This window comes from Paenibacillus sp. yr247 (genome assembly GCF_900103825.1).
In the GTDB taxonomy this organism is placed as follows: domain Bacteria; phylum Bacillota; class Bacilli; order Paenibacillales; family NBRC-103111; genus Paenibacillus_E.
Genome location: NZ_FNIF01000009.1, coordinates 35,352 through 58,777, shown reverse-complemented (window position 1 = coordinate 58,777; position 23,426 = coordinate 35,352). Strand labels below are relative to the sequence as shown.

Annotated in this window: 15 protein-coding genes, 2 pseudogenes and 1 riboswitch; of the genes and pseudogenes, 4 read left to right on the top strand and 13 right to left on the bottom strand. The window is 45.5% G+C overall.

What is annotated here, in order from left to right; translation table 11 throughout:
* The first annotated feature begins 37 nt into the window (after window positions 1–37).
* Entirely contained in the window at window positions 38–370 is a 333-nt protein-coding gene (locus BLT91_RS16840; protein ID WP_090822961.1) for a hypothetical protein, read from the top strand.
* Between the two features lie 559 nt (window positions 371–929).
* On the top strand, window positions 930–1,157 hold the full coding sequence (locus tag BLT91_RS16835) for a hypothetical protein (protein WP_090822959.1): 228 nt from the start codon (window positions 930–932) through the stop codon (window positions 1,155–1,157).
* Between the two features lie 223 nt (window positions 1,158–1,380).
* On the opposite strand, the gene BLT91_RS16830 is transcribed toward BLT91_RS16835, so the two are convergent.
* From BLT91_RS16830 to BLT91_RS16820, 4 genes and pseudogenes are all read right to left on the bottom strand, one after another.
* Complete coding sequence (locus BLT91_RS16830) at window positions 1,381–2,760, bottom strand: hypothetical protein (RefSeq protein ID WP_090822957.1); 1,380 nt, start codon at window positions 2,758–2,760, stop codon at window positions 1,381–1,383.
* A gap of 322 nt (window positions 2,761–3,082) precedes the next feature.
* Window positions 3,083–3,194, bottom strand: a riboswitch (TPP riboswitch).
* Window positions 3,195–3,271: 77 nt separating this feature from the next.
* Window positions 3,272–4,966, bottom strand: coding sequence for a discoidin domain-containing protein (locus tag BLT91_RS32910; protein ID WP_254776992.1), 1,695 nt, complete (start codon window positions 4,964–4,966; stop codon window positions 3,272–3,274).
* A 9-nt stretch (window positions 4,967–4,975) separates the two neighbouring features.
* A pseudogene (locus BLT91_RS33885) lies at window positions 4,976–6,223 on the bottom strand (glycoside hydrolase); the annotation flags it as partial.
* Window positions 6,211–7,758, bottom strand: a complete 1,548-nt coding sequence (locus BLT91_RS16820) for a cellulase family glycosylhydrolase (protein ID WP_254776991.1) — start codon at window positions 7,756–7,758, stop codon at window positions 6,211–6,213. The gene BLT91_RS16820 and the pseudogene BLT91_RS33885, both read right to left, overlap by 13 nt.
* Window positions 7,759–8,161: 403 nt before the next feature.
* On the opposite strand from BLT91_RS16820, the pseudogene BLT91_RS16815 reads away from it, so the two are divergent.
* Window positions 8,162–9,611, top strand: a pseudogene (locus BLT91_RS16815) (IS1182 family transposase).
* A 153-nt stretch (window positions 9,612–9,764) separates the two neighbouring features.
* Here BLT91_RS16815 and BLT91_RS16810 read toward each other — a convergent pair.
* From BLT91_RS16810 to BLT91_RS31705, 5 genes are all read right to left on the bottom strand, one after another.
* Complete coding sequence (locus BLT91_RS16810) at window positions 9,765–16,517, bottom strand: glycoside hydrolase family 78 protein (RefSeq protein ID WP_217635233.1); 6,753 nt, start codon at window positions 16,515–16,517, stop codon at window positions 9,765–9,767.
* Between the two features lie 612 nt (window positions 16,518–17,129).
* The gene (locus BLT91_RS16805; RefSeq protein ID WP_090822951.1) at window positions 17,130–18,320 is read right to left on the bottom strand and encodes an S-layer homology domain-containing protein; all 1,191 of its coding nucleotides are present in this window, start codon (window positions 18,318–18,320) and stop codon (window positions 17,130–17,132) included.
* A 235-nt stretch (window positions 18,321–18,555) separates the two neighbouring features.
* Entirely contained in the window at window positions 18,556–19,080 is a 525-nt protein-coding gene (locus tag BLT91_RS16800) for a hypothetical protein (RefSeq protein ID WP_090822949.1), read from the bottom strand.
* Window positions 19,081–19,095: 15 nt separating this feature from the next.
* On the bottom strand, window positions 19,096–19,485 hold the full coding sequence (locus BLT91_RS16795) for a hypothetical protein (protein ID WP_141225013.1): 390 nt from the start codon (window positions 19,483–19,485) through the stop codon (window positions 19,096–19,098).
* Between the two features lie 70 nt (window positions 19,486–19,555).
* Window positions 19,556–19,714 (bottom strand): hypothetical protein, encoded by a 159-nt coding sequence (locus tag BLT91_RS31705; RefSeq protein ID WP_175532354.1) that lies wholly within the window; start codon window positions 19,712–19,714, stop codon window positions 19,556–19,558.
* A gap of 174 nt (window positions 19,715–19,888) precedes the next feature.
* Between BLT91_RS31705 and BLT91_RS16790 the strand changes: the two genes are divergently transcribed.
* Window positions 19,889–20,977 carry an RNA-guided endonuclease InsQ/TnpB family protein gene (locus BLT91_RS16790; protein ID WP_090822945.1) on the top strand — a complete coding sequence of 363 codons (1,089 nt, stop codon included), beginning with the start codon at window positions 19,889–19,891 and terminating at the stop codon, window positions 20,975–20,977.
* Window positions 20,978–21,077: 100 nt separating this feature from the next.
* Here the strand turns inward: BLT91_RS16790 and BLT91_RS31700 are convergent, their stop codons facing one another.
* The 4 genes from BLT91_RS31700 to BLT91_RS16775 all read right to left on the bottom strand — a co-directional run bounded on the left by BLT91_RS31700 (window position 21,078) and on the right by BLT91_RS16775 (window position 23,425).
* Entirely contained in the window at window positions 21,078–21,236 is a 159-nt protein-coding gene (locus tag BLT91_RS31700; protein ID WP_175532353.1) for a hypothetical protein, read from the bottom strand.
* Window positions 21,237–21,254: 18 nt separating this feature from the next.
* Entirely contained in the window at window positions 21,255–21,398 is a 144-nt protein-coding gene (locus tag BLT91_RS31695; RefSeq protein ID WP_175532352.1) for a hypothetical protein, read from the bottom strand.
* A 13-nt stretch (window positions 21,399–21,411) separates the two neighbouring features.
* On the bottom strand, window positions 21,412–22,278 hold the full coding sequence (locus tag BLT91_RS16785; RefSeq protein ID WP_141225012.1) for a hypothetical protein: 867 nt from the start codon (window positions 22,276–22,278) through the stop codon (window positions 21,412–21,414).
* A gap of 67 nt (window positions 22,279–22,345) precedes the next feature.
* A complete protein-coding gene (locus tag BLT91_RS16775) occupies window positions 22,346–23,425 on the bottom strand; it encodes a hypothetical protein (protein ID WP_090822939.1) in 1,080 nt (359 codons plus the stop codon).
* Window position 23,426: the final 1 nt, after the last annotated feature.

The following is a 23,426-nucleotide window of genomic DNA, read 5'->3' as shown; positions in this document are numbered from 1 at the left end:
TCACCATACCTACTGCGCTTTAATAGGGGGATTTTTTTTGAAATTGCGGCAATTATCCATGTTAATCTGTATTGGCTGTATAGCACTTACCTTGATTTCTTCAGGTATTTTTTTCTTTAAGTTGAATTCAGATAAGCAACAAGTAAAAAATGAACAGAAGAATGCATCTGCAGCCTACCAGGATGACCTTAGAAAAGTGGCTGCAGAAAATGAAAGTCGCAGAATGAAGCCTATAGACAAGCAGACATTGATGCTAAAAAGATTAAGGAGGAACAATCTAAAAGGATTGAAGAAAAGTATAAGAGTAAGGAAGTTAACGGCAAACTGTCTGAATATGATCAAATTGCGAAAGATCTTGATTTATCATTAATTCCACATCCGGTCATGCCTAGTTATTCATTAGCTAAGGGGACTGTAGAAATTCCTAGTGGTTACCAAGACAAAATTAAAGACATTGAGCAATCTATCCAAATAACCTTAATAACTCATGGTGTTATTACATCTTTTTAATTCTCGCGGAAATTGGTTTACTTATCGTTCTTCCTAAAAGATCAGTTAATCAACTAAAAAATTAATTTCAAACCATTGTTCGGTTCTTTTGCAAACGATGTAAACAGTTTTTAGGAAGACTAGAACCAAGGTGGTCCCAAATCTTGTGAACAGCAGCTTTCGCTGAACTTTCGTGAGGTGACCCCACCAAGCTACCGGAAGTTAGCTCAATAACAAACACAAAAACCGCCACTTGATTTGGCGGTCTTTTTGATGCCCTAATATCATTCTAGATCATAATAGAGTTATAAAAAAGAAGGACGCGCTAACGTCCTCCTCGGTCACCGGAGCACTCCCGGTGAGATCATGTTTGCCGTGACCACGGTTATACGAACTCATGATCTCATATCTATTCTAACGAATGTTGGGAGTGTTCGCAATTGAAAGATGAAAATACGAACAAAGATAAAGAAGAGCTGCTTATTAAACATGAGCTCGCATTGATTGAAGGAATTTTGGAATCCAAGTCAAAGTACCGTAAGATCATTCAGGCAGGCATTGCTCGCTGGGTGAAAGATTTCCAGGATGGACAGATTGAGATCAAGTCGGTTGAGGATTTGAAAAAGTTGATTGAGATTGATCTGGAACTTCAGAAAGAAGAATATTAATTAAAATGTAAAAATTTGTTGAATCTTATCCCTGAATCATGCAATATATGGTATGGGGAGAGTGACAGACTTGAAATGGAATAATAAAGATTGGTTTTGGTTAACGGCAGGCATAATTTATGCTTGTGGTATTGCATTTATTTGGAAAGAACAACTAATGACAGCGATCTCATACGTATCTACTTTTGTATCAATAGTTTTGGCTGGCGTTGCGATGTATTTTTCAGTAATTTCGATGATTCATGCCACTCACAATGGCCATTAGACCTCTCTCGATGTTCATGCCCTTGACGAAATGAACCGACTTACCTTGATCGGCTGCATATTCACGAATCTCCCACATGGATTCATGGGAAATGAATTCCCATAAGATTACATAGAATTCTGCATCACGTAAAATACGATAAAACTCGGGATCTTGCTTTCTGGCATCGTGAAATAACACCGTACATGGATTATTGCTATCGTTCTGTTTTTTCCAGCCGCCAAAGAAAGCCACTGTTTTACCTTGTAAAAGGTTGAGGTCAGCTTCTACGATCTGTTCTGCTGGATCGGTCCGTTCCACCTCAATTCCCGGCGGAGTGGAGTCGTTCAAAGGGAGCTTTTCACGCAATTCACGATTCTCTAGGCGAAGATCGGCTATAAGCGCCTTTAACCTAGCTATTTTTTGAGTTTGTCCGGTCTCTTGTCTCACTTCCACCTTCGATGATTTCAGATCCTCAATCGTATCATACGCGGCTGCTAGCTTGACATTGAGATCGGTTACCTCCTGCCGGTAACGATTCGCCTTTCCATTTGCTTGTTCTAATCGGTTGGAGAGTTGTTCAATACGTTGGTACAAATAAGCTTGATCCGTATTCTCCCTTTTTATGAGCTCGCCAATTGCCTGTGACCTCAGCCCCTCTAGCTCTTCAGGTATGGGTAGGTGTAGAATGAGGAAACGAACCCTCTCCCGACCGAACAATTTGATATCCTTCTTTATATTCCAACTTTCTATCCCTATAGTGACGAAGCGATCATACATCATAACGTTCGCAGCGCGCCAAAATTGCCGTTTTAAACAGTCATCCGTTAACTGCTTATTCGAATCCTGTCTGTACTTGAAAACCGATGCATTTGGTCCAAGAAGAGCCAATCCGCATCCATGATAGGCCGACTCATACTCTTCCTTCGAGAGCTCCATCAAAAGAGTGTTCCAATGTGCAGCAGAATAATCCTCAAAAGCCTGCCAGAAAGCTTCAGCGTGTTCCTCGGCGTGCTGCTTCCACTTTGCAATCCCCCGATCGATCTCTGCCTGTTCTTCTTCCGTTCTCGAATATACGAAGTCACCCTTATCTCCGTTGATTACCGGAACATCAATGCCTATCTTCCCTTCCGAAACTACAACCTTTTGTAATTTGTCAAACATCCGCATGATCGATGGAAGAGTGAAGGTATTGCATTTCGTACATTTGATGGGTGATACGGTGTAATCGTGCTCCCCTAATTTCATTTCCAAGTCGGTATAAGTTAACAATCCGAAGTCTTTAATGACGATCTCATTCCTACGATTGCAGGAGGTGCAGGTGGCAATAAACGAAAGAATGATGTGCAGCTTTTGCATACGCGCTTTCCCCTCAAGAATAGCTTTAGAAACAAAACGAAGGACACTTATGTAGCGTCCTTCGCATAGCCTTATTATATCACAGAATTCATAATAGGAAGTTCTCTATTCGATTTCAAAAAAAGAAGCCACGCTTTTCATGAGGCCACTGAAAAAGTCCTATCGGCTTTTTTCTAAGATGCAAAAAGACCGTTTTTAGCCTGTGAGATGGCTTAAAACGATCTTTTTGCTGTTTTTCCGCCACATCAAACTTGAAAATCAATGCTTAACGGAAAAAACGTGTCTTTTTCAGTGGCCTCACGAAAACAAGCGGTCTTTGTATACACAAAGGCTAAGACGTTTCCTCCGCTGGCATTACCCAGATCAGGTTGTACGGTCGACAGCATAACGGCTATCCTCTCAGCCTGGCTTCACCAAGCTCCCGTGTCTATTCGGTTGTCAAAGACATCATATACCGCCGCCGGGGCAGATTCAACTCTCTTTTTTCTGCGTCTGCTCCGTTAGCCAAACCTCAGCTTTTGTACACGTTAAACTCTGCGATGGACCACCAGCTTCCCGAACTGCCAGTGTTGACGACCTTGATATAGCGCGCAGTCTGCACAGGGAAGGCGGCTATTTCCACTGGGCCGTTTCCATTTACGGTAGAAACCTTAGTCCAGTTGGTTCCATCCGTGGACACGTACACATCTGCGCTCCGCGCATAGTCACCCGCGCTCGTGCCGGAATCCATCGCAATTTCGTCGAATGTTTGCGGCTGCCCCATATCCACCGTTATCCAGAGACCATTGTGCTGCCCTGTTCCGGAGCTATACCGAGTGTTAACATTACCGTCAAGCATGTTTCCGGGCACATCGCCATACGGACTTACATTCGATGCCGTCGCGACCCAACCCGTTCGCGGCAACGCAGGCGGATTCTTGACGGTGAACGAAGATTTCCCTGCGAATAATCCGTTGCTTCCATACACAGAAACCGTAACCGTTCCCGATAGAAGTCCGTTCGGAACCATAACGCCGATACTCGAATCCGACCAGCTCCGTATGGAGCTCGGGGTCGACCCGAAATTCACCGTGCCCAGACCCTGTACGTTACCGAAATTCGCACCGTTGATCGTAATCGTTTGGCCTGCCATGCCTGCGTTCGGCGTCAAGTTGCCTATGGCCGGTTGCCGGAGGCTTGACGTATTCGTAATTGTGAACATCGCTGCAGCCCCGCCAGGGAGTATATAGGTTACGGAGCTATCGGTGGATATCGGGAAACTCTGGCTGCTGTCGGTTCCGTTGTAGACTACGTCAACCTGCGCCCCTTCCGGGCTGGTCCAGGCCTGTGACTGTAGGCTGTTTGATACCGCAGTCGGCCCTACAATCGAACCGGAATCCGTTCCATTCGAAGCTGCATATACATTGATTTCACCGATGGACCACCAGCTTCCGGACGACCCGGTATTGACGATGCGAATGAACTGCGCCGTCTGGGCCGGCAACGTGACGGCCACCTTTTGGCCGCTCCCGGTACCGTCTACAATCGCGCTGCCCCAATTGACGCCGTCGTTGGAAGTATATACCTGATATTGACGAACGTAGTCGCCGGCACTGTTAGCGCCGGTATCAAGGACGATTTGATTGAAGCTCGTCTTGGTCCCCAAATTGATCTGAAACCAGTCGCCATTCGTCAGCCCGTGCCCCGAGGTCCACCTTGTGGAGAGATTGCCGTCGATAGCTTTCGTGGGCGCATCCCCATTCGAGGACGCCGTGACGGTCCATCGGCTGCGGTCCAGTACGGTCTCCGTTCCTGCGGTCTGGATAGAAGCTCCGAACGGAAGGGAATATGTGATCAGGCTATTTCCGGTACGGATGGAATTCCCGTTTGCCGGTAAAGCCGGATCGTACGTGACAATGACCGGATCGGATGCGGAGCCTTTCAGTGACTGAAATGTAAAGTCATGTGCAGAATCCGGGACATTGGTCGCTGCGGGTGCATGATTGCCGTTCTGCGGAGGTCCCGACCACTTAAACGTGACGGCATCGCCGGCGTTCAAGGTGTAGTCGAACGATCGCGTTCCGTCCGCAACGCTGAAGGTCTTCGCGCTGTTCCCCGAATTATACGCAATCAGCACCTTCGATCCGTCCGGGTTCTCGAACGCGACATCCTCTACGCTTCCTGCCCCGAAGGTATTCGAGTAAATCCGATAGGCTCCGGTCTGCACAAACTTGCTGGCCTGGCCAAGCGCATAGTAATCCGCATTGTAGGTTACATGTCCGCTGGCCGGATCAATGGCAACCAATCCGTTGCAAGTGAGACACCCCTTGTTGGTCGGGCCGTGATTGAGGTCGAGCGCCAGGTTCCACAGCATGACTCCCTGCGCCCAATTTCGCATACCATTGATAATCAACGTATTGACTGTAGCCTGAAACGCTTTCTGGTCGCCGCCTTGCCAAGTCCCCCCGGAGCATTCCGTAATCAAAGCGCCTTTACCCGGATAGTCGTTGTGGACTTGACTTTGCACGGCCACGTTGCCGCCATAGCAATGCCATGCAGTGGCAGGGGAGTACTGGGAGACAGCGGGATCGCTATAAATCTGCTCCGGATACGAGGGCACATCCCAGTTATGGTCCCAAGCTAAAATCTGCGTGGAAATATCGTTAGCCTTAAACGCCTGACCGATGTCCCGAATGAGCTGCGCTTCTTGTGAAGCGGACAGGATCATACCGGGATATCCGCCGGCGTATTGAGGTTCATTTTGCGGTGAAATGTACGAAACGGGCACACCGTTGGTTTCGTAGCCTTGTATGAACTTCACAAAATAGTTGGCGAGCACAGAATAGTTTTCGCTCTTAAGAGTACCTTTTTCCATGGAATCGGTAGTCTTCATCCAACCGGGCGGGCTCCATGGGTTAGCCATGATTTGGGCGGACGGGTTGAGCGAGAGAGCCTGCTTCAATTGCGGAATGATGTACGCGGTGTCATGCTGGATAGAGAAATTGGACAGTGTCGGGTCCGCTGCTCCCTTCGGCATGTCGTCGTAGGAGTAGTCCCCGGATGCTGAGAAGTCAGAAGCACCCATCGGAACGCGGAGTAAACTAAGGCCGATACCGTCCTTGGGATCAAATAGGCTTTTCATCAGCTCTGTGCGCTGAACATCCGACATCTTGCTCCCGATAAGCCAAGCGGAGGAATCGGTCAGAGCCGCACCAAAACCAAGCACGCTTTGATATTTGCGGTTTTCGTCGACCTTGATCGTCAGCGGCTGATCCGCCGGCTTCGGTCTGAATGCCACATCATGTTGGCGGTCAATCCACGTGTCGGACGGTACGTCTGTCAACCAAACCTGCACGGAATCGCCGTTTGAGACTTGCTTTGACTCTGCAGCTTCAGCTTGTGCCGCACTTTGACAGGCCGGCGCGAAAGCGAGGCTCAAACCCAAAACCTGCAGCAGCAACAAAGATTTTTTTAATTTGCCCATGTCCGTTCCTCCGAATAAAATAATTTGTTTAGCAATGGATCACGCGCCGAAGCGATTGTATACGCTTCCCAGGAGCCGCCGATTGAACTACGGTCCGCGATTAACGTCGGAGAGCCGCTGTTCAAATCGGTACTGACATATTGATTGTTCGCCTTTGCCTGAAACGAAACCGTGCCGTCCGCGTTCGTAACCTTGGTGAATTTCTCCCAGGAGTTGATACCCTGAGCTTCGGCGATCAATTTGCCGCCTTGGTTCATGTCAGCCGTGACATACTTGTTGTTCGTCATGGACAGGAACGAAACCGTCCCGTCCGCATTGGTTACGATGATAAATTTCTCCCATGTGCCTACAACTTGACGGTTGGCAATGAGAGGGCTTCCTCCCGCATTATCGGCCGAAACGTAATTATTGTTCGCTTTTGCCATGATGCTGGACGCGCCCGGAAGGCGGCTGTACGCTTTCACGATATTGATGAGACTTGTATTCGCCTGGAAGCTGCTTGTGCCGAATTGTCTGAGCTTTGACGAGATGGTGCCGGAGCTGTCGTTGTTCACATCCGGATACGGATTCGTATTGTTTTGGTACAAGCCCCAGTTGCCGCCGCTTGTCACTTTATAGGTCCAATTCGTCCATGATACGCCGAGCGTATCGAGACCGGATAACCATTTCTCCCAAAGATCATTAAACGAGAAAAGCGTAAATTCTCCGGAATAAACCGGCACGTTCCAGTTGTTTTGGTGCCAAATGATATCGTTGAACCATGTGTTGATTGAGGAAGATTGGCTGTTATAATCGCTGCTGTTCCAATCGTAATTGTGAAGCTCATAAACGACGTTCGTCCAACCGTACGTGGAGGGAGATACAATACTGTTCCAATAAGGGAAAGCCTCTATGTAAATCATATGGTCGGGGTCGACGGCCCGAACGGCTTGGTAAAGCGTGTTGTAAAACTGGCTGATCGAAAGATTCGAATTGCTGCTTACGGGCTCGTTCAGCAGGTCGTAGCCGGCTACTGTCGGATTGCCTGCATAATGCCCGGCCAGCCGCTGCCAAATTTGTGTCGTCCAGTTCTGATAGGTGGCATTCGTCCAAAGTTCGTTTGCGCCGGTACGTCCACCGCTTTGCCAGCCGTCGTCGTTCCCCGGCACGCCGTGCAGATCAAGCAGCACATAAATGCCTCGCTGCTGGCATTGGGAGACGAGCCAATCCAGTTTGCCGAAGGAATCGCCGTCCGATTTCATCGAGCCGTCGCGATTCATTAGAACTTCCCAATAAATCGGAACGCGGACGAAATTAAGACCCATATTTTGAATATTGTCCAGGTCGCTCGCTTGAATCCATATATTCTGGTACCCTGAGACAATGCTGTCGGCTGTGGGCGTCCCGAAACGGTATTCAGCGTTTGACGTACGCTCCATTCGTCCGCGACGTACACATTCAGCTCGGCTATGGACCACCAATTGCCCTTGCTTCCGGTACCCGCTCCCTCTTCCTTCCATCATTGTGCCTGATACACCACCTCCCTTAATTTTCATCGGATCACCGCTAAAAGGTAACGGCCGCTTCCCCTCAATCTCATACTCAAAGGTTCGGCCGCCGCTGCTGCAACCATATTATTCCTTTATTGAAGATGCCGGCAACTGTAAAAATCCGTTTTTCCTCACTATTTTCTATATTTTGGGACTCTATAAACCCGTATTAAATCACTTTTTCCGCTGCCCGCATCAAGCTGTGTTTACCCTGAGCGCCGTTGCGTGTGAGAAAGGGCCCTTAACCCGCACTTTCCGCTATTCAAAAAAGTTAACAAAAGGAGCTGCCGCAGCGAGGCCACTGAAAAAGTCCTCTAAAACTAAAAAGGTACAATTCCTCAAATTTTTTTAGGGGGCTGTACCTTTTTTTTTAGTATAATTAAGGCATCAAACCGAGTAGGTGAATGCGATTCTTCAACACCAACAATCAATGACTTTAAGTCCCTATATAGAACTCTATAACTTAATTATTCCTAAGGATAATATGTTGCGTCAGATCAATGAACTGATTGACTTCTCATTTGTATATGAAGAATTGAAAGAGCGCTACAGTCTGGATAACGGCCGAAATGCAATCGACCCGATTCGAATGTTCAAATACTTGCTCTTGAAAGCGATCTTTGAGCTGTCCGACGTTGACATCGTCGAGCGATCGAGGTACGACATGTCCTTCAAGTATTTTCTTGGCATGGCACCGGAAGAGTCGGTGATTGACTCCAGTTCGTTAACCAAGTTCCGAAAGCTGCGGCTAAAGGACCTGAACCTACTTGACATGTTGATCAACAAAACAGTAGAAATCGCAATCGAAAAGGGTATCATCCAAAGCAAAGCGATCATTGTCGATGCGACGCATACGAAAGCTCGTTACAATCAGAAATCCCCACGGGAAATCCTGCAAGATCGTTCTCGAAAACTGAGGAAGGCCATCTACAAGGTCGACGAATCTCTCAAAGCCAAGTTCCCAACGAAGAATACGAGCGATGTACTGGAGGACGAAATCGCCTATTGCCAGAAACTCATCGACGTAATTGAAGCGGAAAGCGGCGTCTGTGCGCTGCCTAAGATAAAGGAACCGCTAAATTTGCTCAAAGAAACAGTCGCAGATGATCTTGAGCAATTGCGGATCTCGGAAGACCAGGATGCAATGGTGGGTCAATAAGAGTGCGGATTCCTCGTTTTTTGGTTACAAAACCCATATTGCCATGACTGAGGAACGAATTATTACCGTCGCGGTTATAACGACAGGCGAAAAAAATGATGGCAAGCAATTGCAGGTACTGATCGAAAAAAGCAAGGCAACAGGTATGGAAGTCAAAACAGTCATTGGAGATACGGCGTACTCGGAAAAAGATAACATCGCGTACACTAAAGAAAATGCCATTGAACTTGTTTCTAAGCTCAACCCGTCCATAACGCATGGTTACCGTAAGCATGAAGAAGAGTTCCAGTTTAACAAGGATGCGGGAATGTATGTTTGCAAGGCTGGCCATATGGCAATTCGGAAAGCACGAAACGGTAAGAAAGGTGTCGGTACAAACCAAGTTGATACCTTCTTCGATGTGGAAAAGTGTAAGAGGTGTCCTTTCAAGGACGGGTGCTATACCGAAGGAGCGAAAAGCAAAACCTACTCGGTGAGTATTAAATCCGCCGAGCACACCGAACAAATGGCGTTTCAAGAAAGTGAGTACTTCAAGGAGAAGGCAAAGGAACGCTACAAAGTTGAGGCGAAGAAGAGTGAGCTCAAACACAGGCACGGGTATGATGTAGCCACATCCTCGGGTCTATTAGGGATGGAGCTCCAAGGCGCAATGGCCATATTTACGGTTAATCTAAAGCGAATATTGAAGCTGATGAAGTAAGAAACCAACCATAGAGGCCTGTTTAGATAATGAAAAGACGACCCTCACCCCAAAATGCTGGGAATTGAAGGTCGTCTTTTGATTCGTGCCTCTTAACTGCTCCGAAAAACTACAAGTTCTTCAGTGGCCTCCTTTTCATCGCGGCTTCTTTCGCTATTTAGATCTAATAAGTTCCCAGTAATCATGAATACTGTGACTGTCCACGGTAATGGTCTGTATATCTTGCTTTACAGTCCCATTATTCCACGTGGCTACAAACTTGAAGTGATAGGTCCCTGCTGTCAGCATATCATAGCTGCTCTTCCAGAGCGAACCGATCCAAGACGTAAACGTTGAATCCGAAGCGGACAAAGAGGTTTGGTCACCTGTTTCAACGAGCGTAACGATAACACTTGTCGCTTTCGTACTCGATGATCCCGTGTTCGTTGTTATCCCTACCAAATCGAATTCTTCTCCAGCAAGGAAAGTGGATGGTGCCCACGGTGAATTATCGGTACCGGTCTTCAGTTGATTGTACGCCTTGCGGTTGTTCTCCCATTGGGGAGTATGCTGCACTGCACCTGTGATGGTCAATGCGAGCACAGTGATTGATTTGGTTACGGATGCTGTCACTCCATAAGGATCTGTCACCTTGAGCGTGACGCTCCATGTACCCGGTTGATTTAACGTGTTCATGGTGCCATTGATAGATGTTAGAGTCGTTATAGCCCCAGCCGGGTTCGTAATCGTCCAAAGAGACGAAAGCACGTCATTATCCGGGTCACTGCTCTTATTGATCAGTGAAACGATATCACCCTCGTAGGCCGGCTTAGGAGACCAATCAAAGTCTGCTATAGGTGCTCTGTCAATAAGCATCCAGGTTTGTGGAGAATAATTAGACCAAACGTAACCATCAAACACCCTTACACGAACTCTTAACTTTTGCCCTGCTGGTAGATCAGATGTCGCAGTCCAACTTCCAGTGCTACTTGTGCTGTTTTCCACTAAAACACCAGAATCAAGAACCATTGTCGCATTGTCTTCACTCGTTACCTGAATCTCAAAATGAGAAAAGGTAGTGCCGGTATCAGGATCTGTTTGAGTCCATTCAAATGTTGGCTTAGTGGTAGTGAACATCGTTGGAGTTGCTTGAGTTCCTGACGGTGTGGTCATGGTGGCAACTGGTGGACTGTTTGTTGTAAACCATCCCACATTTGACCAGGTAGACCATGCAGACTGCTCATTCATAACCCGCACTTGAACCTTTAGCTTAGCGCCTCTTGTAGCGTCAACATTCATAGTCCAACTATCGGATAATTTTGTCCTGTCAGCAAATGGAACGCTTATATCCGCACTGGCTACAATAGTACCGTCCTTAGCCATAACACGCACTTGTTGGTAAGCGATCCTTCCTGCTGCCTCATCTTTCTGATCCCACGTAATTGTAGGACGAAGACTTGTAACCGGGCTTGGATTATCGTAAGTCCCGTTTGGAAATGTCAGCTGAACTGTTGGCAGTTTTACACTGCTAAACCAACCTTCATTTGACCAAGCAGACCAAAGTGTTTCATCCTTAACCCTAACCTTTACTTTCCACTTTATCGAAGCAGCTCCCCAAATATTACTAGCAAACCATTGGGCAGCTTCTGCTTTTGTGGAAACAACCTTAGAGGTAGTGGATTCATTCGAATAATATCCTCCCCAACCATCAGGACTATATGACGTAATTGAAATTTCGAATGCCGTGAAGGTGGTGTCTGGGTCAATGTCTGTTTGATTCCAAGCAAGGGTAGGATTACAGTTAATACATAAATAGTCCGGTGAGTCCTGGGTTCCTGATGGGTAAGTAAGAACAGCTTTAGGCGGGTTGTTAGGTTTTAATCCCACATCCAAGGTAGTGGTTACAGGCCACGACCAAGCCCCGAACTCATCCTTTACCTGCAAGCCTATGGTGTATGTTCCTGAATCAGTAACTTTATCCAATTTTGTTTGGGAAAGTGTCCCGTCAGGGGCAATATAGTACCACTTTTCCTCGAATATGCCATGATTGGATTCATACCCACTGTCAACCGCTTTACTAACCGGATTGTAATGATCTGGATCGTAACTATCAGTTGTGAAGGAAACAAAACCAGTTGGCTGCATCGCGGCTGTAAACACAGCAATCGGTCTGCGGTGTACGACTATACTCTTCTTGAAGGTGTTTGAATTTTTACGGTAGGCATCAAATGCCATGTTCGGGAATTTAAATGCCGATGTCGGATAAGGATCATCTTTAGCTTTCAAAGTAACATCCCATTTACCGACTCTGTCGAATACAGGCTGTCCCGAACTAAAGCTTTTTCCGTTTAGTGGAGATACGCCACCATTATCAAGAAACATTGGTGTATGCGTGTAAGTCCAGTTAAACGAGTCAGCCATTGGGTCATTCTCCGGATCACTGAAAACAATGTTACTGTAATCCAGCTCTGCCTTCCCAGTCTTGTCGTCCAAGATCGCGTGAGCAGAATCCCATAGGTCTGTTTCAGCATAAGGCTTCATAGTCATTGCGCTAAAGTTAACAAAGGACTTATCCGCAAACGGACCAAATTTTCCGCTAACAGGATATGTGTTATCCACGATATCAGCAAAATAGTTAACCTTATTAATCCACACGTTGATTGTGTTACCAGCTGTGCGGATCTGCACGCTATAACTTTTACTATCTTGTACGTTATAGGCTGAGGTTGCTAGTACAGTACGTACTCCGCTGACGTATTTAGATAAAAACACATTTGTTCCATCGAACTCAAGAGCGTAACGATTCATTGCATCCTGCGCTCTAAACGCAAACCCAAATTTCTCGGTATCAACCTTATTTTGCTCCGTTTTGAAGTTGAACGAAATATCGGCATCAGAAATTACAGGACTAGACAAGAATTGCCCAAATTGATACCTGGGTGTAATTGCTGGAGCTTCGGCTATAGGTCCTTTGTCGATCCAATATACCGTTTGCCCATAAGGCGGACTGTTGTAACCCGTCGACCACTGATGCCACATGTACGTGCTGAGCAATAACCCATCACCCATGTATTCGCTGAAAGCTCTCGTGTTTACTGTTTCAGTTGCACTGGAAAAGAATCCAACGTTGCCTTGAAGAATTCTACCATTTCCTCCAGTGTTAATATCGCTACACTGATTGTAAATGTTGGCTGCGCAAGCACCCCAAGCATAATTACCGGCACCGTCGACATGCATGCTTGTGCCCATACCTGTAACTAGAGGCCCGCCCCAACCCCAAACTGCACCAGTTGTCATATCAATAGTATTATTGATTGTAGTCCTACTGTCGCCCCAATATCCGCCGACTGTGTAGAGAGTCTTCGAAATGATTGTGTTGTTTAAAGGATTCACAATCATTGTGTTGATATTCTCATTCCAGTCAAAGGTCCATGCAGCACTAAAGGACAGTGAGTTACCACCAGTTCTAGCTCTCCATACGACCTTATAATCCTTGTTATACTTGGCCACGTAAATACCTAATGCTAATTCAGGATAAGCACGATAGTTAAATTCGTTATAACCCCGCATCGTACTACCATCTGGTGCTTGGCAAACCTTTTCTTCATAGAAGTAGGTGTTGCCATCACGATCCTTATATGGTGTTCCTGTTTGATTGAACCAGCAATTAGTATTGACGTACTTTTTTGGGGAGTAACTTATTGGAGTATAGCTATCTGGCCATTGTGTATACTTGGCTTCATAGGTCACTGGAACCTGCGGATTATTTCCAGTAATAGCTCCGGTATTCACAACGTTTCCGTACAAATCCACTTCAGAGAAGCTATTACCAAAATATCCATTAGTGCTGTAGTATCCATCACTGTCAAACAAGAATAGCAAATGGTCACCTTTGGTAATCGTATCCTTTAAAGTGGTTGTGCTACTTCCGTTTGTACTAGGCACATCAAAACATCCGATAAATGATCCATCTAATGCTTTGAATGAACACGCCATTGAGTTGTATGACCAATTAGTGTAGGTTCTATCACTATCACCAGTTGTGTCATAGATCACCTTTGTCGGCGTATTTTTCGTAAACAGCATATAAACCGTTTTTTCCGCAAATACAGATCTCACGGAGGTGTATGGTATCGTCTCTTGCATCTGCACAGTGCCATCCTGCGTAGAGTTGTGATAATGTGGCACAGTTTTTGTTGTAATTAGATTGCTCGTTGGAAGATTTTTGTAGTTAAGTATGTAATCATAAGGATTTCCATCAAGCCATCTATGTGTGTACGTTCCCGATGAAAAGCACCCACTACAAGGAGTGGACCAAACTAGCTCCAGCTGGTATCTACCAATCTTACTTTTGTTCAAAGCATAGAAGCTCGTGCCTATAGGATTGTCATAAGTCCCAGCGGCTAATTGAAAGTACAAATGAGTCTTATCACTTTCTATCGGCGTTGAGCCGCCTAAAAACCCCGAAGGCTGCCCACTGGCGTCAGGTATCAATAATGGTTGAGCATAGCTTGGATCTGCATAAGCCATCGCCTTATAAACCGAGACACCATTCTTTCCAAATCCATTATCATTTAACGGAGTGCTATAAGCTGTCGCACCTCCAAACCCGTAAGGGGTTGAAATGACATTTGCCCCAAAATTTTGCATTTCCTTACCTTTACCGGCTCCTGATTGCAATGCCTCGTTCTCATTCTGCCAGTTATAGGTTGAAGTCTTGCTCAAAGGAATATTGGAATTTGTAGCAAACAGCTGCCAAAGATTTAACATGTCCGAAGCCTTATAAAGCGTCGGCGGATTAGGATCTGGGCTAGGGCTATTTCCAGCAAGATCGAAAGAAACCGTTGGAGCTTGGTTTATTACATCCAAAATTCCTGATTCAGCCTCGGCCCAAGCGCCATAATCCTCGATAGCCCGAAGCTTGAATTTGTACTTACCAACTTTAGTTGGCTTGAAATCATACTTGGATAAAGTTCCCGTAACAACAGAATAGGGTTCGGTTACGTCGTCAAAAACACCGTCATTATTGGCATCATACCTGACATACCAAATAGTCTGTACCAATGTATCTCCGTCAGGGCTATACGACTGATTTAATATGTCGTAAGAATCCCCACGATTGCCCAGGGTAGGGGCATTTATTTTTGCAATTGGTGGGAGATCAGGATGCACAATAATGTTACAACTGCTAATGTTTTCCGAAGCCAATCCAGCCGAGTCATATACCTTATTCAAGGTCACTGTAACGGTGATATCGCTACCTGTGCTATTTTGATAAGTCGGTTGCTTATTTGTCCATTCATCTTTTGAATGATCGATAGCAAGGCCCAAAGGGCTTCGGCTCTTATCCGCATTAATCGCATTCGCAGCCAAAGGCCGATTGGACTTCATTTGTGTTGGTGCATCACAAGCAGCAATTGGATTAGGCTTCACGACATTGATGGTTGCAGACCGCCAGCCACTTTCCGCTCCCTTAGTATCAGTCAATTTCATTCTAACTGTATGGAAGCCTAAGACATCCGCTTTAATATTGCTGAATCTTTCGTCATGCTCGTAGAAGCCATAACCATTCTTGGCGTCCCCAAGATTTTGAATCCAAGGATCTGAGCTTCCTGCGAAATCCCATGTTGGAAAGAATCCATTGCCTTCTGGATCATAAGGCTCATTAGGTGTACGAGTCTTATCTTGGATAACACCAAGATCAACGTAGTTACCCACCACTATCTCATCAATTGTCGGATAGTTATTGGTATTGTGATTAGCAAACCACCCAGGAGATCCAAAAGGCGCGTTATTATTAGGATCGATTGTAATCTCAAAACTTTTGGTATTAAAAACTTTGGTTGTCCCACAAGTCGTGACAAGTTTCATCGTCACATTAACAAATCCTTGTCCCATTCCACCGGGATAGGGCGGTCCGGAAAAGCCTTGGGCAGTTGGTGACGATTTAACTCCGACGTAATCTCTTGTTATACCATTTTGTTCAAAGATAAATCCAAACTGGCTTATCGCACATACCGTGCCCCCATTATTACCTGTTACGGATACACCCACTGGTGTAGCCGAGTTGCTCTGACCGTAACTCATAGTGGTCTTGTCCAATGTGAAATCACCAGTGATGACCTCAGGAGTTGGAGCAGCTGCACAACTTATTTGCGGTGCTACAGTAACAGACTTACTATTATCGCCAGTATTGGTTTCTCCAGCAACAGTATCAACTATGACTCCCACATTGTAGCTGGAAGTTCCACCAAAATTTTTGGTGAAGGTTTCAGTTTTACTTTGACCTGAAGGTAATCCTGTATAGTCATATGTTTGGTATGTCGAGCCGTCGATGACCACTTTAGCTTGAAACGGCACGGTCACGTCAGTACCACCCGTGTTAGCAAAACTAAATGAGAATGATTCCGATTTGTTAACTTCTACACAGGATGGTGCCGTGATAGCAACGCTACTAAGATTTGCTCCGTTTGGTGGTGGCGCATATTCAACAGTGACATTACCATCATATTCATAAGTGGAGCCTTGCAGATCGACAGTAAATGCTTCGTAATAGGTGATTACCTTTGCTCCGTTTGGTGGTGCTGGAGCCGCCAAATCTTGTTCAGATTCTTTATCCGAAACATCCAAAAACTTCTGTTGGAATGTTACACGATACTGCCCAGCGCTATTTGCATTGGGATCGACACCAACTACTGTAATTGTTGCTGATCGGGGGTATCCCGAATACCCATTTGGTCCGCCGATAGGACTACCAAAGCTATCATTCACCTGAGCAGACGTAGCTACCACACCAGTAACTGCCGAGTCGGGAACCCCAACAGCTGTGTCAGTTTTGAAAGGCTTATCCGAATCTCTGATACCGCCCAAACTTAGTGTCTGTAATTCAGGAAAATCGGTCGAACTACAGCCCGGAAGAGTAGGCATGTCATAACCATTAATGTTTTCGGTAGGCGTTGTTGGATCCGAAGACCTATGATATGTAGCAGGCCCAAAAGAAGAAGGACCGCAACTTATCTTCACAATATTCCCATCTTTGTCCGCAACGTCTGCATACCAGTTAAGACCTTGAGCTCCACCAGGTATATATCTGTACCAAGCATAGTAGCCCTTGGTACCTGAAGTGTTACCAATAGAAGTTACAGTTTTCAGCGCACCACTATGAGTATCATTTACACGACCCGAGTAGTCTTTAACCCCAATGGCCGCAGGTGGTGTGATGTCTTCTCCATTATGTAGTATTCTCGTGATGACGTTACCCGAGGGAACGTTTGTAATACTGACTGATCCACCAGATAAGTAAGTATTGGAAGAATAATACTTACCGCCTGATTGCTGTGCGATACCAGATGGAAAACTAATTGAAGATGTTACTGAACTAGGCGAGGCAGCAAAGGCTTTACTAAGCTCCTCGCCTAGATACTGTGTAACATTTGACTCAACACCCATGATGCCTAGCATTATCAAGCTAATTAACCGCACGTGTTTCTTTATTAAACCTAACCGCAAATGCCCCACCCCCTTAACGCAACTATCAATCTACTGTTGTACAGCACGTTGAGTTGATGTGATGGTGTGGGTCATATCACTTACAGGAGGTATAGCAGGAACGTAAACCTGAATATCAACACCCATAGGAGCGGCTACATCTTTAGGAACAATATAAGCGCCCATATCACCAAACTTTTCTTTAAATATCCAAGTTAAAGTGCGCAACTCTCCATTAATTATTGTGTTCTGAGAATTAGGCATTTTAAATCCTGTGAAGCTCATTCCTAAGCCATACATTTTTGAAGAGTAAGAGCTGGTATCATTGTTAAAAACCGTATGTGATTTGACCAAAATAACATAGCTTTTTGGGAAATCCTTTACATACGGCATTTTCTTAGCGAAGTCTCCGCCATCATACACACGAAGACTATTAATGTCTCCTAACATATAACGATTAGGGTCGTTTGAATCTTCCAAATCGATGGCGACAACTTGATCAATTTCACCTTTGTAATTATGATCAGGTGTTTCTACAACCAATTTCTCAGGGGACCAGGAATGCCCCGCAATTTGCTCCCCACTGAACGAAGGAATCATTGAAAACATATTAGTGCGTTTTAATTGCAGTTCAGCTTGTCCAATAGCATACTTATCAATAGGTAATTTCTCTCCTGCGTTAGTAGATAAGATACGCTCGATAATAGTAACAGATTGCGCTCTTGTTGTACTTCCTTCAGGAGCTAAATCTCCGCCACTCAATCCCTGTACAAGCCCCTTGCTAGTAGCTGTGTACATTACGCCTTGATCATTCAAACTTACTTGCGGTTGTTGAAGCATAGGATCAGTAGCTCGAACAGCGATCTTGGCCATTTCTAAACGGGAGATTGGATTCTTCAAGAACTTGTCATTTACTGTGTCTTCGCGAACGAATCCTTTAGCAACTGCTGCTTTTACATACGGCACATACCATTGACTACCTTCAGTTGAACCTTCTACCATCAAACCAGAAGCCGTCACTACCATTTTGATGAACTCAGCACCCGTCACATAATTCTCTGGACGGAACGATCCATCGCTGTAACCATCAACATATTTGTGTTTAACTGCAGTTTCCACAGCAGTCTTGGCCCAGTGGTCTCTCATATCTGGGAAACTTGATGTATTACCGTCTGCGAATGCCAGTGAGGACATTACAACACTTAATGCCGCTCCCATAATGAATACTTTTTTCATTGTCATATCATCCCTCCTTATTTCAACTATTAGGCAGAGCTTTAAAAAATTTTTCGCTGCTCAAACAAAAAAAACACGTTAAAATAGACCATAATACGGTCCATTAACGCGTCCTCCGCTCAATAACTATACGTCTTCATAGAAGACATTCTTCGAAATCAAGCTCAATAAATGAGCAACCTTGTACATCTTCATCTAGTTTATCATAGACACCAGAAATAGGAAAGTGGATCTTCTCCGTCTAATTCAGTGATTGCCCAACATATCGATAAACCGCCGTTTTCATCACAACCGGCTTTAATTCCGTGTTATACCCTGCCTCAATTATACCGATAACACTGGGGCCATAGAGTGTCTCGTCTACCGAAATCGAATGTCCGCGGTAGATCAAGCTGTTCGAGTACGTATAAGGATAAATAGGTTTCCCACTCGCATCATGTGGCACTTTGTCGTCCCCAATAAACATTACACCTACAATCTTGATCTGCCCATAAAATATCTTATTGTTCGTAGGAGTAAGATTCGGTTGCAGGTTTAAATTTCGAATGAGACTCTGCTGAAAGCTAGCAAGACCGGCAACTTCGTCAAACACGACGTAACCCTTGCTCTTGTCAACGAGCTTCGGTATGGCCGCATCATGACAGGCGATAATATCCGCACTATATGTGCGTGCTTCCCCCATCGACTGAACCCGATCCTGTACGTCATAAAAGATAAATAGCGTAAATATGAAGCATTGTATAATAATCCGAAAGACAACAGCCATGTGTCTGCTCCTTCTTCACGGGTGATATTCCGTATTAATCGTTCGAGGAACTATGTACGAATCATTGATGACGGAGCCGAAGAAAATATAAATGACCCGCGGATAAGATATTTGTAGAGAAATCGTTTCGTCACCGGAACCTTTTACTTTCCGATTAGCAATGTTCGTCGTTCCGCTTATTGTTAGCTTGGCAGGATCTAAGTGTCTTGTATTCACGAGGTTATCTCTTATCGCAGTTTGAATCGCGGGTGTGATGTAGCCAGCAGGCGGTGCCTTTAGAATAGCTTCCGTTGCTTCCATCTCTATGTACGTCTGGTTCTTCGCATCTGCATGAGACAAAATCAGAGCAACTGTCATCAAAGTTGAAATAAGTAACCATAAAAGCTGCTGGAAGGTGAATTTCACAATAATCCTCTCCTTGAATGTAGAGGAGGATAGCATCCAATGGCTATCCTCCTCAGGAGTATACGAGCGACTACTTAATTCCGGTATTAACCTCATCGGAGCGAGTATCCGATTGGGTCTTTGTCGTCGTCAGTTTGGAAAGGAGGCCTGTAGTCCCGTTTAATACCAATGTCGCCAGTAAAAATGCCGCAATACCAAATCCAAGTACTTTTTTCCATGTCCAACTCATCGTTCACATCTCCCTTTATAATCTTAGTGATTTATAAGACAGGCCGTAAAACCCACGCCTTCAGCGGCGGATATAAGACCTTCAAATCGGGGCGCTTTATACGCCTCAAGCATTCGACAAACCAAACATTAGTTCCCTTTTTTGTGATATAATAGGCACAGGAGGTGAACATGATTGGTAAGAACATACAAATTCCGGTTGTATCCTACGACAGAGCAACTAGAAAAGATTCAATTCACTCTTGAACGTTGCCGATTGCTTTACAATCGTTTGCTGGACGAACGCATCCACGCCTATAAAATGGAAGGAAAGACGCTGACCTACGGACAACAAACGAACACGTTCCGAGAGCGCAAGCAGCATATCTCGACATTGAAAGAAGTATATTCCCAAGTATTGCAAGATGTCGCCAGGCGGCTCGACAAAGCGTATCAATCGTTCTTTCGCCGCATAAAGAACGGTGATAAGGCGGGGTTCCCGCGATTTAAGCCGCAAAACCGCTACGATTCGTTCACCTATCCGCAGAGCGGATTTGATCTTGACGGAAAGCACATCGAACTGTCCAAGATCGGCCAAGTGCGAATCAAACTGCATCGGCAGCCGCAAGGGACGATCAAGACCTGCACGATTACGGTTAAAAACGGACGTTACTACGCTTGTCTGTCGTGCGAAGTCGAAGCAGAGCCGCTTCCGGAAACGAACCGCCGAGTAGGTGTTGACCTTGGCATCAAGCATTTGGCGGCAACCTCAGACGGACAAATGTTTGCAGCGCCGAATCATCTGCGCAACAACGAGGCGAAGCTTAAGCGGCAACAAAAGTCGCTATCCAGAAAGCAGTACGGCTCAATGCGCAGAAGGAAAGCGATCATGGCGCTCGCAAGACAGCATGAGCGTGTGGCGAACCAGCGCAAAGATTACGCACACCAAATCAGTAAGACCCTTGTTGACAACTACGACATCATTGCTTTCGAAGAATTGAATGTGCAAATGATGGTGAAAAACCGTCATCTTGCCAAAAGCATAGCGGATGCTGGATGGAGCATACTTGTCCAATTCGTGACGTACAAGGCTGAGAGTGCCGGTCGTCAGGTTGTACGGGTTGATCCGCACAATACATCTCAATGCTGCTCTGCCTGCAACAAAATAGTGAAAAAGACGCTTGCCGAGCGTATGCATCGGTGCCCTCATTGCGGTGCAACAATAGACCGCGACGTGAATGCTGCGATCAATATCCTATCACGCGCGATGCGGCAAGTCTCGTAACCATACAAATAGTTACAGGCTCGGACGGAGCCTTCGAGGAGGGACAAGGTTACGAGTCCCGATGATTCGAGAAGCCCACGGATTTAGCCGTGTGGAGTCGTCACTTAATGCTGGTATTTACTGAATCTGAGCGAGTATCTGACTGCGTTTTCGTTGTGCTCACTTTTGAAAACAAACCTGTTGTTCCGTTTAGGACTAACGTTGCCAGTAAAAATGCCGCGATACCAAAACCAAGTACTTTTTTCCATGTCCAACTCACAAGGGATCCCTCCAAAAATTATTTATTATCGATGCGGTTATTCGCAGTCGTTTGAAGATTCTTTTCTTTTGTAATAAGACCGGTACTACTATCGAGAAGAAGAGTGGCTACAAGAAAAGCGACAATCCCAAATCCAATGATTTTTTTCCACGTCCAAGACAATCACACCCACCTCCTAAGGATTCGTGTCGAACGAATACGACCACATGAAACAAGCGATTACAAACCACAAAGCAGCTAACCCAATTCCGCCCAGATTGATCACCATGAGCAGCTGGTTTAAGTCTTTCTCTTTAGATTCGTAGTGAGCTTCTTGCATTTTATTTAAGGTTTCTTCGTTATCCTTCAGCATTTGAGCGCACTCGGCATAACCGACATCAGCAAGCTTGTCCAGGATCGAACAAATGTAATTAATCTCTTCGTTCTGCGGGTGCTTCGATTTGAACCGTTCTAGCGCCACGTCCTTTCCCTTCGGAAAATCGTGTTCCAAATCAATCAAATCGTTACGAAGCACCTTAAAATAACTTTGATACTGCTGAATGATGGAAATGACTTGCCGCTCGGTTTTCTCGCTTACTTCGTTCCGCAGGAGCTGCAGAAACATCGCCGACTCTCTGCTGACCCGAAAACGACGTACCTTTTGAAAGATTGGGACGAACGTGTACGTAAATGTGCTTGGAATACTGAAATGAGTACCCGGCGTCAGCAAGGAATAAATGAGGAGTAAGAGAACAATCTCCGTAGACAAATTCCCACCGGAAATCCACTGTTTGACGATGAAAAACGCCGCGAGAGCAAAGGATACCGCATCCCGAAACATCATCATCCGTGTGGCATCGATCTTACTCCTCCATCCCATCGTTCCCAATAGGTGGTTTCCAAAGTCGGATTGATACATCTCTTTCCATGCGCTAATTTTCTGCCTCGCTTCGAGCTGTACATAAATTCTAGTCTCGTGAATGGCAACAAGGCGCTCCGTCTTCCCAACGGACAGAAACAGGAACAGGACAGAGAGAAGCGTGCATCCAAACCCGCAGGACAAAATCAGATCGTATGCATGAAGATCAAACCAAGCAATAACGGCGCATCACCCCTTTCCTGATTTTTTGCTAAACATCAAACTTTCGTCTGGAAACCACGATGTTGACGGCGAGAGCCACAATGCCCATGACGATGGAGCCAATGAAAAAAACCATTTGCGTTGTATTTTTGAATAAAAATTGGCTTGCCCGATCCCCCATGAGCTTATCCCCATAATAGTAGGCACCGTACAACACCGGAAACGTAAGGAAACCCACTTGAATAATATCTCTTTTGTTAGGCTTATCTGAATGGGCGACTCGCTTAATTCCGTGCATTTTTTGGATGAGCGCCCGCAGGCCAACGCGAATGTCTTTCGTTTCCCGCTTCGCTTCTTGATTCTTCTCAATCTTCTCCAAGTGGCTAAGACCAAGGCCTTCACGCAGCAACACAATAAACATTTCTGAAAATTTAGAGCCGATCTGATGTTCAAACATCCGGAACTCATAGTGAATTCGATCGACATCTTTCTTTTGCATGACCTGAATTAGCCGAAAGGACATATCCTTCAAATGACCTTCTCCAAGTTTATCCGGCATGTCCCTCATCGACTCATAGACACGCGGGGTTACCAAGTAGTTCCTTTCAAAATCCTCGACATACGGTAACAGTTGATGGCTCAGCTTGGCCCTTCGTTGCTGGATAAACGCATGGAGAAGCAAAAAAGGAAGACTGGATACCACGATGCCAACGATTAGCGCAATCCATCCGCTCATATGGCTTAGCGGCAAATCTGATTTCCAGTAGGTCGCTGCTTCGAAAACTCTGATCCCGCTCCAAAGCCCCAATCCGATACTCACGAGCATAAAAACCAAGACAACAATCCGGGTGACAAAGGGCGACAGTTCTATAAAAGAATGAATGTGCATGGCTATCGTCTTCGTAATGAAGTTTCCAAAATAATCACGAATCTCTTGATCGGGACTCTCCAGTGAGTTGAATTGCTCCTGGGCTTCGTGCATCTTTTTATACAGCTTCGCGAACTGCGCCAGAAGAATCATCGAGCTTATCAGTGAACCAATCAAAATGAATGTAGCTGCAATATAGATCAAGTAAGTCTGGAGCAAGTTAGGAATTTCTTTCAGTGTATAAAGCAGTCCATCAAGCAAG